Below are 17426 nucleotides of genomic sequence, written 5' to 3'. Positions count from 1 at the left end.
GCTCTCCTCCTTTCACAGTATTCCATCTTGTAAGGCGCATGTAGTATCCTGATGTAAAAATCCGCAAGCAGGAAAACCGCTTGCGGATGGGTTTGCTTTAATGGTGCATCTTTATTTCTTTTCATCATCCATGCGTAAGACTGCCATAAAAGCTTCTTGTGGAACTTCAACGTTACCGACGTTTTTCATCCGCCGCTTCCCCTCTTTTTGCTTCTCCAACAGTTTTCGTTTTCGTGAAATATCTCCGCCATAGCACTTTGCCAAAACATTTTTCCGCAAAGCACGAATGGTTTCGCGCGCAACCACTTTTTGCCCAATCGCAGCTTGTACTGGCACTTCAAACTGCTGACGAGGTATCAGTTCTCTAAGGCGTTCTACCAATTGACGTCCACGATAATACGCTTTGTCACGGTGAACAATAAAGGAAAGGGCATCGACTATCTCCCCATTCAATAGGATGTCCATCTTTACTAGACTAGATTTCTGGTATCCGACCAGTTCATAGTCAAAAGAAGCATACCCTTTGGTCCCTGATTTTAACTGATCGAAGAAATCAAACACGATTTCCGAAAGAGGGAGATCATACACAATATTAACACGGTTCTCATCCAAATACTTCATATCCTTATAATCACCACGCCGGCTTTGACACAGCTCCATCACAGTCCCTACATAATCATTAGGGGTCATGATACTAGCCCGTACATACGGTTCTTCCACGGAGTCGATCAGCTGTTGTGGTGGCATATAACTAGGATTCTCAATTTGTATTTTTTCACCGTCTGTCTTATTTACATGATAAATTACGCTGGGGGCGGTGGTGATAAGCGGAATATTATACTCCCTTTCAATCCGCTCTTGGATAATTTCCATATGCAATAATCCTAAGAAACCACAACGGAAACCAAAGCCAAGTGCACCTGAGGTTTCAGGTTCATACCGTAAGGAAGCATCGTTTAGCTCCAATCGTTCTAAGGCTTCCCGCAAGTCTTCATAGTCAGAGCTATCCACTGGGTACAAACCACAAAACACCATTGGGTTTGTACGACGATAACCAGGCAAAGGCTCTGCCGCAGGACGTTCCGCACTAGTGATCGTATCCCCTACGCGTGTATCCTTCACATTTTTAATAGCGGCAACGACAAAACCTACATCCCCTACAGCAAGCTCTTTTTTCTCCACCGGAAGCGGTGTAAGCACACCTAACTCTGTTACTTCAAATGATTTGCCGGTCGCCATCATTTTGATGGTCATCCCTTTGCGAATCTTTCCTTCCACAACTCGGATGTACGTAATCACACCGCGATAGGCATCATAAATCGAATCAAAGATAAGTGCTTTTAAAGGAGCATCAGGATCACCTGTAGGAGCAGGAACACGTTCTACCACTTGCTCCAAAATCTCTTCAATCCCAATCCCTGCCTTCGCCGAAGCAAGCACGGCATCAGAAGCATCTAATCCCACCAGATCCTCAACCTCTTCTTTCACCCGTTCTGGCTCTGCACTCGGCAAATCAATCTTATTAATCACAGGTAAAATCTCTAAATCATTTTCTAACGCTAAGTATACATTAGCCATTGTCTGCGCTTCTACGCCCTGTGCCGCATCTACTACTAATAATGCACCTTCACAGGCAGCCAAACTACGGGAAACCTCATAGGCAAAATCGACGTGCCCCGGTGTATCAATCAAATTTAAAATATACTCTTCTCCATCTTTCGCCTTATAGTTCAGGCGCACTGACTGCAACTTAATCGTAATTCCACGTTCCTTTTCCAAATCCATCGTATCAAGATACTGGTTTGTCATTTCGCGATCCGACAGTGCACCAGTAAATTCTAATATACGGTCAGCCAATGTCGATTTTCCGTGATCAATATGAGCGATGATCGAAAAATTGCGGATGTTCGACTGCTGATTCTTATGACTCATGTGCTTTTCCCTCCTGCACAAAACAACGAACAAAGACTCCCACCTATTATAGCAGTCCCTTGCTATCGCTTCAATTTTTCTCTTTCATCTGCATAAATGATGCTCGGCAACCTTATTTTTTTGTATCCCTTACACCTGCCCTCCCATATTGTGAAGAAAGAATAACCCCACACGGAAGTATGGACGATACGTTACAATGTAATGCATAAGCTCTGGGTAAAGGCAGGTGGTTTCATGTCATCAAATAAAAAAATAGGATCACTCTATATGAAGTGTGGGCAAACATTCTTCCCAGACCTTCCGAATGGATTAATGAAAACCGATCCTCCGATCGTGTTAGCCCAAGTTCCAGTGAATGTAGCAGATATTAAAAATCCGATAGTTAAAGTAGACTTATCGCAAATAGTACGTATCGAGCAAAGTGGGCTTAACTTTGGTTTTTCACTCATATTTAACCTCGTACGATCAAAGGCAGATACGAGTCAATCCATCGTATTAAATACTTTTGTACTCCAAACCATGGTGTCAGCACCTGTTCCTTTAAGTTTTTCTTCTGATCAACCAAACAATTATCAGTTTTGCGATCGTCCTTCGCCATCTGATGGAACGTCGCTCCTTTACACATTTGAGTTGGCTGAGGTTCAACTAGTTAATACATCATATACGATTTCAGACGTGGACTTTTCCACACTCATTTCTTCAGAGATTAAATAAATCCATCAAGGAGGGATAGGATGAGGAACAGTAGTCACTCCTTTATTCAGTTATCTTTTAGATTGGTAAAAACACTTTCTCGTTCAGGTAGATCGACAACACTTCAGCAATGGATATTATTACGGGAAAACACCGTCACTCCCACAGCTCTTCCAGGTAATATTCAAATTGTAGAACCTGTCGTTATGGGGTTTTGTGACACGTCAAAACCCCTGAAGGAAAGAAATAGATCTTATATTATTTACTCGATCGAGTTATTTGACGTAAATATAACAGCAAGGAATAGTTATGATGTATTTAATAACGCCATCACAGCTGTGTCTACCTTCACCACAAGTACATAATTATATTCGCTCTCACGATTCAACTACTCGTCATACGTTTTCCATCCTCTTTTTAAATCAATTTCCAGGCATCAGACATCGTGCCCATAGGTAGGGAGTCATCATCTCCTTACCTAATTCCCCAGCCTCTCTTTCGGCTTTTTTCTACTTCCCATTCCACTCTGAAGCGTCCCACCCCCTTATATATGTCACCTCCCCCAACAAAAATACATAAAATGCAGAAAAACACATCACTTAAAAATAAAATTATATCTTTCATCCCTATATTATTGGGCTTACTGACGAGGTGATCGAAATATTCTTTCGCTAACCACCTTAGTCGTACGCGCTACCTACAGAGCTAACAACAACCATACATGTATAAGGAGAGATTCATGATGTCATGGCAACAACCTCTGTACGATGCTCACCGTTTGTCTGAAGAGACGAAAGCGCTCAGAAACCCCCTTGCTACACAACAACGTCCAACAGATCGACCAAGCATCCGCCCTACCTTTTACCCACAGGAAATACGTTATCACCTAGATAACCTGCCTCCCCTGAGTCTTCATTTCCAGGGGGCACGTACCGATCTCCGCCCACAACTTCTCCCCTCCGAAACAATGCCTTCCTATGAGAGGGTTGTCTATTCCACTGTATGGCCCGGCATTGATCTCATCTTTTATGGAAACCAAACGCACAGCAAATATGACTTGCTTGTACAGCCTGGTGCCAATATCGGACAGATTCAGTTCACCTATGAGGGCGGAGACGATCTTACCCTGACCGAACAAGGGGATCTCCATCTCTATACCCCCCACGGCATCTGGTATGAACAAAAACCGATCAGCTTCCAATGGATTGACGGGCAAAAGTACAACATCCCCACCTCCTTTCAGCTTCTGTCCGCTCACTCCTTCGGCTTTACCGTCGGGGAGTATGACCCTTCTCTTCCTCTCCTCATCGATCCCGTCGTTTTTTACGTCACCTATCTTGGTGGGAGTGACCTCGATGAAGGTAGAGGCATTACCGTAGATTCGAGCGGCAATGCGTTTGTGACAGGAGTCACTGAGTCCACTAATTTCCCTGTCACGTCGGGTGCCTTTCAAACCATGCGTCAGGGCATACTCGCTTTTGTCAGCAAGTTTAATGCCGCCGGCAGCTCTCTCCTCTATTCCACTTATCTTGGTGGGTTCAACATTGATGAAGGCTTCGCGATCGCTATCGACGCTTCGAATAATGCCTATATCACAGGCAACACTATGTCCACCAACTTCCCCGTTACGTCGGGGGCGTTTCAAACTCTCTCTCCATCAAGCCTAACGGTCAATGCCTTTGTCAGCAAATTAAACCCTACGGGCTCTTCTCTCCTCTACTCTACCCTGATCGGAGGTGCCGCCGATACCTTCAGCGGTGGTAAGGGCATCGCTGTGGATGCTAGTAATCAAGCTTATATTTCCGGAGATACAAACACAGGAAGTTATCCCACTACTACGGGAGCGTTTCAAACCCTCTTTGGGGGAGGGACAGCGGACGCGTTCGTCACCCAACTCAATGCCGCCGGGTCTGCACTTATCTATTCCACCCTCTTAGGGGGAAGTGACACAGATCAGGGCAACGGCATCGCATTGGATGCCAGTAACCAAGCGTATATCTGCGGGGAGACTGAATCGACTAATTTCCCCACCACCTCCGGCGCCTTTCAACTTACGTTAAGGGGATCATCGGATGCCTTTATCACCAAGTTTAATGCCACCGGTAGCTCTCTTCTCTATTCCACCTATCTTGGGGGAGCAACAGTTGAAAGTGGTGCCGGTATTGATCTAGACGAGGCTGGCAATGCTTATGTGACAGGACAAACCTCCTCCTTCACCAGCTTTCCTGTCACTAACAACGCCTTTCAAACGATCGGAAGTTCAATCGATGCCTTTGTTACCAAGCTGAATGCGACCGGCACTGCCCCCATCTATTCCACTTATCTTGGAGGAAGCAGTATTGATCAAGGGTTTGGAATTGCTGTCGATTCCTTCGGCAAAGCCTGGGTAACAGGAGTGACCTTGTCCGTTGATTTCCCGCTTACCTCCGATGCGTTCCAAGATAGTAACGCTGGAGCATTCGATGTCTTTATCACACAGATGAGCTACTCCGGTCAAGGAATCTGTTTCTCTTCCTATCTAGGTGGTTCTGCTCCGGATCAAGGGCAAGATGCCGCCGTCGACTCCCAAAACATTGCCTACTTTACTGGAGATACCATGTCTAATAACTTCCCTACTACTTCCCAAGCTTTTCAAACCTCATCAGGTGCATCAAGCACCGATGCCTTTGTTGCAAAGATAGGTCCACTTACCGCTGTCGGCGCAACCGGTCCGACTGGTCCATCCGGAGCGACGGGACCAACAGGAGCGACCGGCGACAGTGGCGCTCGTGGTCCACGTGGAAGACGAGGCCCGCGCGGACCACGGGGCCCCCGTGGGGTGCAGGGAGGTGGAGGAGAACTCTCTTTATAGTCATATAATAATGAAGAATCTTGTCACTCTAAGTATAGTGATAAGATTCTTACTATCTAATCAGGGAGGGTTAAACATGAAGGTACGATCAACAGATAATTACCCTGCTTTTATCCAGTATACAAACCAAGAGGGTTTTCATGGGGAACATGCAGGTATACGTTACAACTTGTATCCCGATCATATCCGCTATTCCCATCGAGGAAGAGATCAGGTGTCACTTCACTTTCAACAGACAAATGCGACTGCGACCATCCGAGGGGAAAAGCCCTTAATAGTCACAAACCACTTAGACGCCCCTCTTCTTTACCGTCAAGTGGTCTACTCCAACCTCTGGCAAGGAATTGACCTCATCTTTTATTCAGATGAACACTACTGTAAATATGATCTTATCATCCAGCCCGGCGCCTCCACTAAACAGATTTCATTTGTCTATAACAGCGAAAATGAACTTGATCTGTGTGCGAACGGAGACTTATGCATCTGCAGCCTGCACGGGGTATGGAAAGAGAAGAAACCCGTCAGCTATCAATGGATTGACGGTCAGCCATACTACATTCCCACCTCTTTTCGACTCACCTCAAATAATCAGGTCCAATTTGATGTCGGTGAATATAGTCAAAAGCACCCTCTCATCATTGATCCAATTGTCTTTTATGTTTCCTACCTCGGAGGGGCGAGTGGTCAAAACTTAGGCGGAGGGATTATCACAGATAGTTTAGGTAATGCCTACGTTACTGGTACGACCAGTGCAACCGATTTCCCTGTTACCAGCGGGGCATTTCAAACCCTGAAAAATGGGGAATCCGATGCTTTCATAAGCAAAATTAACCCTGCTGGCACTTCCCTTCTTTACTCCACCTTTCTTGGGGGAAGTATGACTGATGAAGGAAACGGCATCGCTGTCGATAGCGAGAATAACGCTTATATCACCGGATTTACTATCTCCACCAACTTCCCCATCACCTCAGCTGCTTTTCAAACCATCACTACTGGAGGAACTTTCAATGCCTTTGTCAGTAAAATAAATGCAAGTGGGTCTTCGCTTCTCTACTCTACCTTTCTCGGAGGAAGCACCGGTAGTAGCAGTACCGGAGAGGATATCGCTCTTGATGGCAGCAACCAAGCATATATCGTAGGCACTACCGACACGTCCAGCTATCCCATAACGAGCGGCGCCTTTCAAACCATTCTTCGTGGAACAAGCGACGCCTTTATCACCAAACTAAATCCCTTCGGCTCTGCTCTCGTCTACTCCACTTTTCTCGGAGGTAGTGAAGATGAAAGCGGAAATGGAATCGCTGTAGATGCCTCCAATCAAGCTTACGTGACCGGCCAAACGACTTCGACCAATTTTCCCACCAGCGCTAGTGCCTTTCAGCTCACTCGGCGAGGTCCGGCAGACGCTTTTGTTTCTAAACTAAACGAAGCCGGCTCTTCTCTTCTCTACTCTACCTACTTAGGCGGGGCAAGTTCAGAAGAAGGGTTATCTATCGCTGTAGATATAGCCGAAAATGCTTATGTCACCGGGGAAACGATCTCCTCCACCAGCTTCCCTGTAACTGCGAATGCTTTTCAAACTAGTGCAACACTATCAAGTGCCTTTGTCAGTAAAGTAAACAATACAGGAAGTGAACTCCTCTATTCTACCTATCTCGGGGGGAGCCTTCAAGACGGTGGGTGTGGGATTGCTGTTGATTCATTCGGAAAAGCATGGGTAACTGGTTTCACTGACTCAATAGACTTTCCTACCACTTCCGATGCCTTTCAAGATAGTTTAATAGGGCTAGGAAATGATGCTTTTCTCACTCAAATGAGCTTTTCTGGGGATGGTATCTGCTTTTCTTCCTATCTAGGCGGCACATCCGCTGACAGTGGGGTGGATGTTGCTGTCGACTCTTTTGGCAATGTGTACATTATCGGTGAAACAATTTCTGCGGATTTACCTACCACCTTCCAAGCCTTTCAACCCCGTATAGCAGGCTCTCAAGATGCTTTTGTCGCAAAAGTGGGAAGGTTTATCGTTACAGGAGCAACTGGTGCTACGGGCGCACTGGGTCCAACTGGCGCAACTGGGCCAAGTGGACCAGATGGTGCTGATGGTGCACGCGGGCCGAGAGGAAGACGAGGTCCTCGGGGACCGCGGGGAATCCGTGGAAGCGGAAACGGGGAGCTGTCCACCTGATTCCATTTGTTCAAAACAGAAATGAAAACCATCGCGTATAAACGCTGACCATGTCACCAAAGTCACTGTGATTCCATACTGTATGAAAATTGCGTTCATGGAGGGAGTTCATTGAAACATAAGGTACTTTTAGATTGTCCACTTCTCTTTCACAAGGTAAGCATGGGAACAAAACACCCTTCCTGCTTTATCGGAAAGGATAAAAACCTCACAGCAACCTTTCTTCCCGGGGAAGTTCGCTATGCGCATCGAGGAAATACATGTCTGCACTTTATTTTCAAAGATAGTAGACCTGCCCGACCTCAAGGCCAACATATTCACTCCTTAACTGAAAACACCAGCGCTTATAACGCTGTGATATATAAAGAAGTGTGGCAGGGAATTGATCTCCTGTTCTCAGGACAAGAGGGCTACTTCAAATATGATATCGTTGTTCATCCTGGTGCATGCGTAGATGATATTGCATTTACCTACAGAGGAAACACTCATCTTCTTCTCGATGAGGAGGGAGACTTAAGCATCTGCACAGCAAGCGGGATCTTTCACGAACAAGCGCCATTCAGCTATCAAGTAACCGAGGGAAAAAGGATCACAGTCCCTTCTTCCTTCCAGCTTCATTCCGATCACTCCATCGGCTTTAGAGTAGACGCCTACGACGTTTCCTCTCCTCTTATCATTGATCCCGTCGTCTTCTATTCCACTTTTCTCGGGGGAAGCTCTTCCGATATCGGGAACGGTATTACAACCGATACCACTGGCAATGCCTATATTGTCGGGCAAACTTCATCCACCAACTTCCCTATCACCTCTGGTTCGTTTCAGACTACTATCTCCGGGTCCCCCAATGCCTATGTAACAAAGTTAAATCCGGCGGGCACATCCCTGATCTACTCTACCTACCTCGGAGGAACACCTGCCCCGGGGGGAGGATTGGAAGACGCTGCAGATGTGGCTGTCGATATAAGCAATAACGCTTATGTAGTAGGTTCCACCTCTTCTACTAATTTCCCCATCACAAGTGGAGCTTTTCAAACCATGCTGCTAGGTACAATTAATGCGTTCATCACCAAATTAAACCCAACAGGATCCTCCCTTCTCTACTCTTCCTATTTAGGTGGAGCTGGAGTTGGTTCCCTTGGCGAAACACTCGGCCTCGGAATTGATGTGGACGCAAGCACACTTGCCTATATCGTCGGTTCAACCAGCTCTACTTCCTTTCCCATCACCTCCGGAGCTTTCCAAACAGTACTCAAAGGTTCAACGGATGCAATAGTCACAAAATTTAATGCCACTGGTAGCTCGCTCCTCTATTCTACCTATTTCGGGGGAGCAGGACTAGAATCAGGAAACGGAATTGCCCTCGATCTGTCCGGTCAAGCATATATTACTGGACAAACGACTTCTACTAATTTTCCTACTTCTACCGGAGCCTTTCAGGGGATGCTCAACGGACCTAGCGATGCGTTTGTCGCTAAATTAAATGCTGCAGGCAGCACCCCCATCTATTCTTCGTATTTAGGAGGGAGTGAGGCTGAGGAAGGTCAAGCAATCGATCTCGACGGTGCAAATAATGCTTATGTCACTGGACAAACTGCTTCAACCGACTTTCCTATCACCATCAATGCGTTCCAACAAACACTGGTGGTATTCCCAGGTACACCCCCCGGAGATGCCTTCGTCACTAAATTTAATAAGGGTGGGACTGCACTAACCTACTCCACCTTCCTCGGAGGTGGCGACACCGATATTGGTAACGGCATAGCCGTTGACTCCTTCGGAGAAGCCTGGGTAACAGGACAAACTTTATCTACGAACTTCCCTGTCACCTCTGATGCGTTTCAAGATAGCATAGGCGGGATTCCCGCTGCATTTGTCACACAAGTAAGTTATTCGGGACAAGGGATCTCCTACTCCTCCTATCTAGGGGGAGTAGGAGAAGAAAACGGGGCCGCAATCACTGTTGATGACGAAGATGATGCATATCTGACCGGCTTTACTACATCAAGTGACTTCCCCACCACCTCCCTCGCCTTTCAAAATGCTTTAGCAGGTGGGCAAGATGCCTTCGTGTTGAAAGTGGGACCGGAACCTTCTGAAGGGATAACTGGGCCCACCGGAGCGACAGGGGCAACCGGACCCACCGGAGCGACAGGACCTACAGGAGCTGATGGTGCACGTGGACCCCGGGGAAGAAGAGGTCCACGCGGACCGCGGGGACCAAGGGGTGTCAGCAATGGGGGCGAGACGAGTACGTAAAACGAGATACAAGTAAACAATAGATGAACCATTGTCCACTTCCTATTCTCGTCCTTCTTAACCAGCCATTATGAAAAAGGGAGCATATCCAAAAGAAGAACCCGGTGGTATACCAGGTTCTTCTTTTGGGCGGTTTTATCATTTCCTTTATATTAACGTAGTCAAATGCTGCTTTGCATCGTATTCTACCAGGTCTTTACCGTTTTTTATACGCTGGAGATAGTCAGGATTGGCTATCAGAGGACGCCCAAATGCAGCCACATCCATAGTTCCTGCACGCAATCCATCTTCTGCTGTAAGAGGATCCAACCCACCTACTCCTATAACGGTTCCCTTCCAATGTTTACGCACGAGTTCATGCAAGGTTTTTCCATCTGCTATAACTTGTGTATAGTCCATCGTTGAGGGATGAATCATCGTCACGCCCACTTCATGAAAAGCCTCAATAAAGGTGCGAATTGCTGTCTCAGGGTCTTCCCACATATAATCCAACTGGTCTATTTTCAGTGCAGAGAAGCGAATCAATGTGCGCTCTGTACCTACAACATCTATGACAGCGCGCAATACCCTCTTCATAAAGGTAAGACGATTAGCAAGATCTCCTCCGTACTCATCCGTGCGTGTGTTGGAAATATCACTATTAAACTGATCAATCAAATACCCATGCGCTCCATGAATTTCAACACCGTCAAAACCGGCTTCCAAAGCGTTTCTAGCCGCTTGTGCGTACTGTGCAATCACGTTATCAATCTCTTCTTTACTCATCTCTTCGGGAACATCATATGGCTTACCAAAACGACTTACTTTTCCGTCTATACCAATAGCGGAAGCAGATTGTGGTAACATCCCCTCTAATAAGTCCCGATGCGAGGCACGCCCAACATGCCATAACTGTGCGATAATTGTGCCTCCTTCTTCATGTACCGCATCTGTAACCCGCTTCCACGAATTCGTTTGCTCCTGCGTGTAAAGTCCAGGAATCCCTGGATTCCCTTTACCACGAGGACTTACTAGTGTTCCCTCTGTAATGATCAGTCCAATCCCATCTGCTGCTCGCTTGCGATAATATTGCACGATATCTTCCCCAACAACTCCCGTGTCATCATCAGCAAAACAACGTGTCATCGGTGCCATCGCAGTCCGACTCTGTAATTGCCATGCCCCTATCTGCACAGGTTCAGCTAATTTGATTACTTTGTTTTTGGTTTCCATTTTTCATTCTCCCTCTATTTTATCTGTGTCTGTATCCATCTCTCCAAGTCGCGCAACTGCTGTGGTGAACAATTTGTTTCCATCTCCGTTACCATCTTTGCTAACGTCTCTTCTTCCAATACCTGAACCCATGCAGCTTCTGCTCGTGCCATCAACCTGGCAAAAGTACAATCGCTCCCGTCTGCCATCGATTCACATGAAAAAAAGCGATCCTTCACACCCTCTGCTCGATAAAGGGATCCCTTCCCCTCAACCGCTTGATACACTTCTAGCATCGTAATTTGAGAAGCAGGACGTGCAAGCGAAAACCCGCCACCTACCCCTGGTGTAGAACGAACTAAATCTGCAGTTACGAGCTGTCTCATCCCCTTTTTAAAATAAGATGTGGAAACAGACAGCCTCGTACTAAGAGCTTCTGCACTTAAACTTGTTCTACTCGGAATTTTAGCAAGAAGTGCTAACGTATACATAGCATGTTCCATACCCGATTTCATTCGCATCATCATCGATCCAATCAACACAAATATAGATAAAGATTATCTACAATAACCATAATAAGAAAGAGGAACGATGTCAAGGAAAATAGACGTCGCTCCTCCTCAGATTTTCTTTTACCGTTCTCCTGGTTCAAAAGGAGAAACAGGTTGATACTCCGCTGGCTCCTCTTCTTGTTGATTCTCTTTTTTAAAAATAGAGAGGATCTTGACCAGCGTGGTACGAGCCCCTTCTTCTAAACCTGTCCCCACTTGATTTCCCCATATTGCCAATTGATTGGAAGAGGGACCAATCGTCGCCTCGCTTGCTTCCTGTTTCAATGTTTCGACCGCTCGAATGTTAATCTTGTCCACTGGATACTCTGTCGTAAACTCTTCGCCCAAAACCTCTATCTCTACCCATCCATCTTCAGGACGAATCTCCAATGCTTGCGAAGCGCCCTCCTGCCCCTGCATCTCCTGAATGCTATCTTCTGCCGTATCTATTCCTAGAAATATGCCAAAGAGGAGTACGAGCAGGAGCAAGGTTACTTGTCCAGTATATTTCATCTTCTTGTCATCTCCTCAATCACTAGGTTTTGCATCTACTGGCGTCGCTTCAAAATGAATTTCAGCCAACACATTGGCTAATGCCTCCGAGGTTCGATACGCCTCTTCCATCGTATTGTCTACACCGCCCACTTCAACCAATACGGCTTTAGCAGAGAGGGATTGATTGTACTCGCCGTTGCCCATAGCGCGACTCTTGCGAAAGACTCCTTTAGATAATCCCGGATAGAGTTCGTCCAATTTCTTGTGTAACTGCAGGGCAAACGCTTCATTTTTCTGCCAATTCTTATGTGCTGTTCCAATCACAAATGCTATACGAGCATATGACTTCTCTTTAATTTTTATCGTGGTTTTATCTCGGCGCTGAGAGTCACGATGAATGTCGATAAAATACTGTAAATCATCTTCGCTTTTCATCGCTTGTACAACAGATTCGCGTGAGGCTCCATAAAGCTGATTCCAACCTACTTTATATTGCGTATCCGATACTTCTGCTCCGATTCCCAATTCGGCTAGCTCCTTGGCAAACCGTTTACCCACCATCGTTATATTGGTCTTCGCGTCGTACGCTTCATTCGGTTTTTTCTTCGTCTTCAGTTGCGGCAGGTACGATTCGCTATAATGTGTATGGTATATAAACACCCGCTTTTTGCCAGTAACAACAGGCTTGTCTGTCTTTTTTTGCTCATTGCTCGCCTTCGCCGTTTCCCCCGTATCGCTTGTTGCCAACTTCTCCTCCACAGCTGCAGGTGGCGCAGATTCCATCGGAACCGACGTGTAATCCACCCCTTCTCCTGCCACCACAATTTCTGTATCGAACAGGGCAAAGCCAGGAAGCTCTCCTCCCAAAAAAGTGCGTGGATCTTCTGGATTCACACTAGTAATCAGTTCAAAAATTACCTGTGAAAATATCCCTTCCTGCTGCGCTGCCTCTTCTGTTATTCCTAGGTATGGAACTTCTCTTCCCATTACCATCATCAGCGATTGCACGGACAACTGAGACGTCACCCTACCCAAGTGGATCCCTGTAACGCTTCGCTCTGCTTCTGCCATCGCTACTAAGCCGCTTATCATCAAGACACATACCATTGCCAGTATGATGATTACCATGATTTGTCTTGCCCGAGGCTTGGCCAAATTTACTTCAGTAAAGCGACTACCTCGGCTCCCACTACTCATGGTTCATTCCCCTCTTTCTCTTTCATATCTCTTAAAAAGAGCCTATGTAAATGAAAGATAGAGTAGAACCGATCAGCTAAAGGTTTTAGTGAGAATGAGCGGCTACATTATCCATCGTGACAGCTTCATGCAAAGCACAATTAAGACCGCTTGCGATCAGTTGTGCCATATCACCGATAAAATCATCTACTTCTTTCGGTGTAACAATCAAGTTTTGACCTAACGGACTTAGTACTTCATGAATGAGTGCACGCTTCTCATTCTCTTCTAACCCTCCCATTAGACCCAAGTAGTTATTGCGTGTCGTCTCATCCACTGTCATTCCTTGTAGTTCACGCACTGTGGCACGATTTAATGGATCAAGGGGATTAGTCGGCTTCTCGTTAGATACTTGTCGCTGTAGATGTGCCAGAATGAAGTCGATCGTATCATGAGTAATAGTAACCGCATCTACCACTGTTGGAATACCAATAGCGATCACAGGTATACCCAACGTCTCCTTCGTTAAGCCCTTTCGTTTGTTTCCCACACCCGAACCAGGATTTATCCCTGTATCTGCAATTTGAATTGTTGTATACACTCGGCTGAGAGCACGAGAGGCAAGTGCATCAATCGCAACGATGAAGTCAGGTTTACACTTTTCTACCAATCCATGAATAATTTCACTTGTCTCCACGCCTGTCGTTCCCAATACACCGGGGGCGATTGCACTGACCGGACGATAACCCTGCTCCACTTGCTCCGGCATCAATTCAAACAGATGACGGGTTACCATTAAGTGTTTCACCACAAAGGGACCTAACGCATCTGCCGTCACATTGCGATTCCCTAACCCTACGACCAAACAAGAAGCATTCGGCGCGATCTGGCACTCCGTCAAGAATTGAGCAAAGGTTTGAGCAAAATGAGCCGTCACCCGTTTTTGCAGATTTGAATCCTTACTACGCAAGCCAGGAACCTCCAAAGTTAGATATGTGCCTGGCATTTTTCCCAATCGATCAGCTGCATTCCCTTCTTCAATGCGAATCCAACTCGTAATAATACCGTCCTGTTCATATTCTTCATTTTCAATCCCTTGTATTCCACTTTCATCAGACTCTCTTTGTGAAGCCATATCATGTGCTTCACGGGCGAGATCGGTACGGATCGAATAATCCTCCAAGTTACTTAAAGCTCCTTGCATCTGTTCTTCCTTTGCCATGTTGAAACCCCCAGTCCCTACTACTTACACCTTCCTCCCCATTTTTTCCAATATGCCCTCAATTTTATTCCCATCTTGCGTTTTCTTCGTTCACATGGTAGAATGCAGGGTGTTGTTCGATTAGGAAATCGATCGGATTGAAGAAGTTTTTTGCTTCTTAGGAGGTGAAACCTAATGCCAAACATTAAATCTGCCATCAAACGGACTAAAATCAACGAAAAACGTCGCGAACACCGTGCTATGCAAAAGTCGGCTCTGCGCACTTCCGTGAAGAAGTTCTTGGTTGCCGTTGAAAAGCAAGATAAAGAGCAAGCACAACCTTTGCTACAAGATGCACTTCGCAAATTGGACAAAGGGGTGACCAAAGGCTTGTTGCACAAAAATACAGCTGCTCGCCAAAAGTCCCGCTTAACGCAAAAACTTAACAGCCTCTAAAACTAAAAAACGACCCGCACGGGTCGCTTTTTTAGTTGGGACGTTATGATTGCACCACATCAATAATCACATCGCCTTTCTTATGGCCCAAATCGACGTATTGATGTGCCTCCACAATCTCTTCTAATTGGTAGTGTCGATCGATAACAGGCTTTAACTTCTCTGACTCCATCAAATCTCGCAGAAAATCGAGATGTTCCACCTTGCTGTCTGCTATTCCGCCCATCACTTTTTTCTTTCCCATAAGCGATGTCCACAGCATCAATGCTACTTGGGGGAAATCAAAGACAGCGAGGAGATAGCGTCCATTCTCTTTTAATAATGCTTTATAAGAAGAGTACGTTGTTTTGCCCACCGTATCAAAAATGATATCGTATGTACGGTCCGTCAGAGTAATATCATCACAGGTGTAGTCCCAAACGTGATCTGCCTCCAAGGACTTTACCAGTTCCGCATTGGCACCACTACATACCGCTGTCACTTCCGCACCAAAATACTTCGCCAATTGAATCGCATATGTACCGACACTCCCTGAGGCTCCATAGATTAACACCTGCTGTCCCTCACTAATTTTCCCTTGATTTTTTAAGAAATGAAGCGCTGAAATCGCCCCAAAGGGAATGCCTGCTACCTCAGCATATGAAAGATTAGCAGGTTTACGTGCAATAGCACGCTCCTCTGACACTTGAATATATTCTGCATACGTTTTCCCACATGAACCATATACTTGATCACCAACACGAAACCGCGTCACGTTCTCTCCAATCGCTTCCACTTCACCTGCGAAACACATCCCCAGAATCGGATTTTTCGGTCTCCTCCACCCAATTGCCAACTTCGAAAACGGCCACAGTGGAAGGCGCGCACGTAAACCGCTCCGAATGCGTGTATCCCCCGAGGAGACAGCCGTAGCATAAATGCGAATTAGTACCTCCTTTCCTTCTGGTGTCGGTTTTTGAACCTCTTTCAGCTCTAAAACCGCAGGAGGTCCATACCGATCACAATAAACTGCCTTCATCTTTTTCACTCCCCTTTCGTTCTTCACTTCATTATATGTCACTACCTTGCTCACGTATATGTAATCAAATGATTATTCAGACTTTACTTATAAATCATTGTTTGGATGCGCTATTCTTAACCTTACACTGGAGCATTTAAAAGAGGCGGACATTTTTCGTCCGCCTCTTTTACTATTTCCGATAAGGTGAGACTAAGCCCATCGCAGAACGCATCCGCTCTAACACTCCTCCTGTTACCTCTTGCGCTCTTTTGGCACCTGTTATCAAGATCTCTTCGATCTCCCCCGTCTCTACTAATTTTTTATAACGCTCACGAACAGGTGTAAGATGATCAATAATCACTTCTGCTGTTTCAATCTTCAACTTCCCATAGCCTGCATCGCTATATTTTTCTTCTAAAGCAGAAATCGACTCTCCAGACAGCAAACTGTGAATCTCAAGGAGATTGCTGACTCCTGGCTTTTGCTCACGATCATAACGAACCACGTTCTCTGAGTCCGTCACCGCACGCTTCAACTTTTTCATGATCGATTTCGGATCTTCCAATAAGGTTATATAATTGCTTGCGCTTTCCGCACTTTTGCTCATCTTCTTTTCAGGGTTATCTAAACCCATGATGCGCGCTCCCTGCTCGGGAATCATCGGTACAGGCACTTTTAACACCTCACCGAAACGATGATTAAAGCGCTCCGCTAGATCGCGTGTCAATTCGATGTGCTGCTTCTGATCCTCGCCCACAGGAACAATATCCGCATCGTACAATAAGATGTCTGCCGCTTGTAAAATAGGATAGGTGAAAAGCCCCACTCCAGCCGTCTCCTCTCCTTTTCCTTTCTCTTTGAATTGCACCATCCGGTTAAGTTCACCCATACGTGCGATGCATTGCAATAACCATGCACCTTCTGCATGTGCAGGCACATGCGACTGAATAAAAAGAGTTGCTTTATTTGGATCAAGCCCTGCCGCCACATAAAGTGTCGCCAGTTCCATCGTTTTTTTTCGCAGCGCCTCAGGATCTTGCGGAAGGGTAAGCGCATGCAAATCTACCACGCAGAAAAATCCATCCCCCTCTTCCTGGTATTTAATATATTGCTTAATCGCTCCAAGGTAATTTCCTAGATGTAAATTCCCGGTCGGTTGACTACCCGAAAAAATTCGTTTCATCTGACTACTTCCTCCTTTATGTTTGTCACTGACACGAAAAAATCCCGCCCCTCCATAAGAGAAGGGACGAGATTACCCGCGGTACCACCCTGCTTCATCAGTATCCTGATGCGCTTTACTAAATAACGGTTAGTACCGGTTACTTCTACAGTTATTATCCGTAACTATAGCGGCAACAGCTCCAAAGCCCATTCACACAACCGACTGATTGGCTTGCACCTACCGCCAACTCTCTGAACAGTCCGTATCGTGCTAC

Annotated in this window: 13 protein-coding genes, 1 pseudogene and 1 other annotated feature (1 of these 15 only partly in view); of the genes and pseudogenes, 6 read left to right on the top strand and 8 right to left on the bottom strand. The window is 46.0% G+C overall.

Annotation, left to right across the window (positions count from 1 at the left end):
* Positions 1 to 111 precede the first annotated feature (111 nt).
* Positions 112 to 1932 carry a translation elongation factor 4 gene (gene lepA, locus NXZ84_RS02480; RefSeq protein ID WP_258838711.1) on the bottom strand — a complete coding sequence of 607 codons (1821 nt, stop codon included), beginning with the start codon at positions 1930 to 1932 and terminating at the stop codon, positions 112 to 114.
* Between the two features lie 267 nt (positions 1933 to 2199).
* On the opposite strand from lepA, the gene NXZ84_RS02475 reads away from it, so the two are divergent.
* From NXZ84_RS02475 to NXZ84_RS02455, 5 genes are all read left to right on the top strand, one after another.
* Positions 2200 to 2646: a DUF4489 domain-containing protein gene (locus NXZ84_RS02475; RefSeq protein ID WP_258838710.1), complete on the top strand. Its 447-nt coding sequence runs from the start codon at positions 2200 to 2202 to the stop codon at positions 2644 to 2646.
* A 20-nt stretch (positions 2647 to 2666) separates the two neighbouring features.
* Positions 2667 to 2990, top strand: a complete 324-nt coding sequence (locus NXZ84_RS02470) for a hypothetical protein (RefSeq protein WP_258838709.1) — start codon at positions 2667 to 2669, stop codon at positions 2988 to 2990.
* Positions 2991 to 3367: 377 nt separating this feature from the next.
* Positions 3368 to 5476 carry an SBBP repeat-containing protein gene (locus NXZ84_RS02465; RefSeq protein WP_309495487.1) on the top strand — a complete coding sequence of 703 codons (2109 nt, stop codon included), beginning with the start codon at positions 3368 to 3370 and terminating at the stop codon, positions 5474 to 5476.
* A gap of 76 nt (positions 5477 to 5552) precedes the next feature.
* On the top strand, positions 5553 to 7661 hold the full coding sequence (locus NXZ84_RS02460; RefSeq protein WP_309495483.1) for an SBBP repeat-containing protein: 2109 nt from the start codon (positions 5553 to 5555) through the stop codon (positions 7659 to 7661).
* Positions 7662 to 7772: 111 nt separating this feature from the next.
* Positions 7773 to 9917 carry an SBBP repeat-containing protein gene (locus tag NXZ84_RS02455; RefSeq protein ID WP_309495481.1) on the top strand — a complete coding sequence of 715 codons (2145 nt, stop codon included), beginning with the start codon at positions 7773 to 7775 and terminating at the stop codon, positions 9915 to 9917.
* 147 nt (positions 9918 to 10064) lie between these two features.
* On the opposite strand, the pseudogene NXZ84_RS02450 reads toward NXZ84_RS02455, so the two are convergent.
* The 5 genes and pseudogenes from NXZ84_RS02450 to gpr all read right to left on the bottom strand — a co-directional run.
* A pseudogene (locus tag NXZ84_RS02450) lies at positions 10065 to 11105 on the bottom strand (alkene reductase); the annotation flags it as partial.
* Positions 11106 to 11143: 38 nt separating this feature from the next.
* Positions 11144 to 11629, bottom strand: coding sequence for an Rrf2 family transcriptional regulator (locus NXZ84_RS02445; RefSeq protein ID WP_258838708.1), 486 nt, complete (start codon positions 11627 to 11629; stop codon positions 11144 to 11146).
* A gap of 111 nt (positions 11630 to 11740) precedes the next feature.
* The gene (locus NXZ84_RS02440) at positions 11741 to 12172 is read right to left on the bottom strand and encodes a DUF3679 domain-containing protein (RefSeq protein ID WP_258838707.1); all 432 of its coding nucleotides are present in this window, start codon (positions 12170 to 12172) and stop codon (positions 11741 to 11743) included.
* Positions 12173 to 12187: 15 nt separating this feature from the next.
* Positions 12188 to 13351, bottom strand: a complete 1164-nt coding sequence (spoIIP, locus tag NXZ84_RS02435) for a stage II sporulation protein P (protein WP_258838706.1) — start codon at positions 13349 to 13351, stop codon at positions 12188 to 12190.
* Positions 13352 to 13436: 85 nt separating this feature from the next.
* Entirely contained in the window at positions 13437 to 14552 is a 1116-nt protein-coding gene (gpr, locus tag NXZ84_RS02430; RefSeq protein WP_396653995.1) for a GPR endopeptidase, read from the bottom strand.
* 174 nt (positions 14553 to 14726) lie between these two features.
* Between gpr and rpsT the strand changes: the two genes are divergently transcribed.
* A complete protein-coding gene (gene rpsT, locus NXZ84_RS02425) occupies positions 14727 to 14987 on the top strand; it encodes a 30S ribosomal protein S20 (protein ID WP_258838705.1) in 261 nt (86 codons plus the stop codon).
* A 43-nt stretch (positions 14988 to 15030) separates the two neighbouring features.
* Here rpsT and NXZ84_RS02420 read toward each other — a convergent pair whose 3' ends face one another.
* Both NXZ84_RS02420 and trpS read right to left on the bottom strand, forming a co-directional pair.
* The gene (locus tag NXZ84_RS02420; RefSeq protein WP_258838704.1) at positions 15031 to 16005 is read right to left on the bottom strand and encodes an NAD(P)-dependent alcohol dehydrogenase; all 975 of its coding nucleotides are present in this window, start codon (positions 16003 to 16005) and stop codon (positions 15031 to 15033) included.
* A 172-nt stretch (positions 16006 to 16177) separates the two neighbouring features.
* Positions 16178 to 17170: a tryptophan--tRNA ligase gene (gene trpS / locus NXZ84_RS02415; protein ID WP_258838703.1), complete on the bottom strand. Its 993-nt coding sequence runs from the start codon at positions 17168 to 17170 to the stop codon at positions 16178 to 16180.
* A gap of 59 nt (positions 17171 to 17229) precedes the next feature.
* Positions 17230 to 17426 (bottom strand) — a binding site (T-box leader) (it continues 22 nt past the right edge of the window).

Origin of the sequence: Mechercharimyces sp. CAU 1602 (assembly GCF_024753565.1) — a bacterium.
Classification (GTDB): Bacteria; Bacillota; Bacilli; order Thermoactinomycetales; family JANTPT01; genus Mechercharimyces.
Note: the sequence above shows the minus strand (reverse complement) of the source record. Positions and strands in the feature narration are given on the sequence as shown.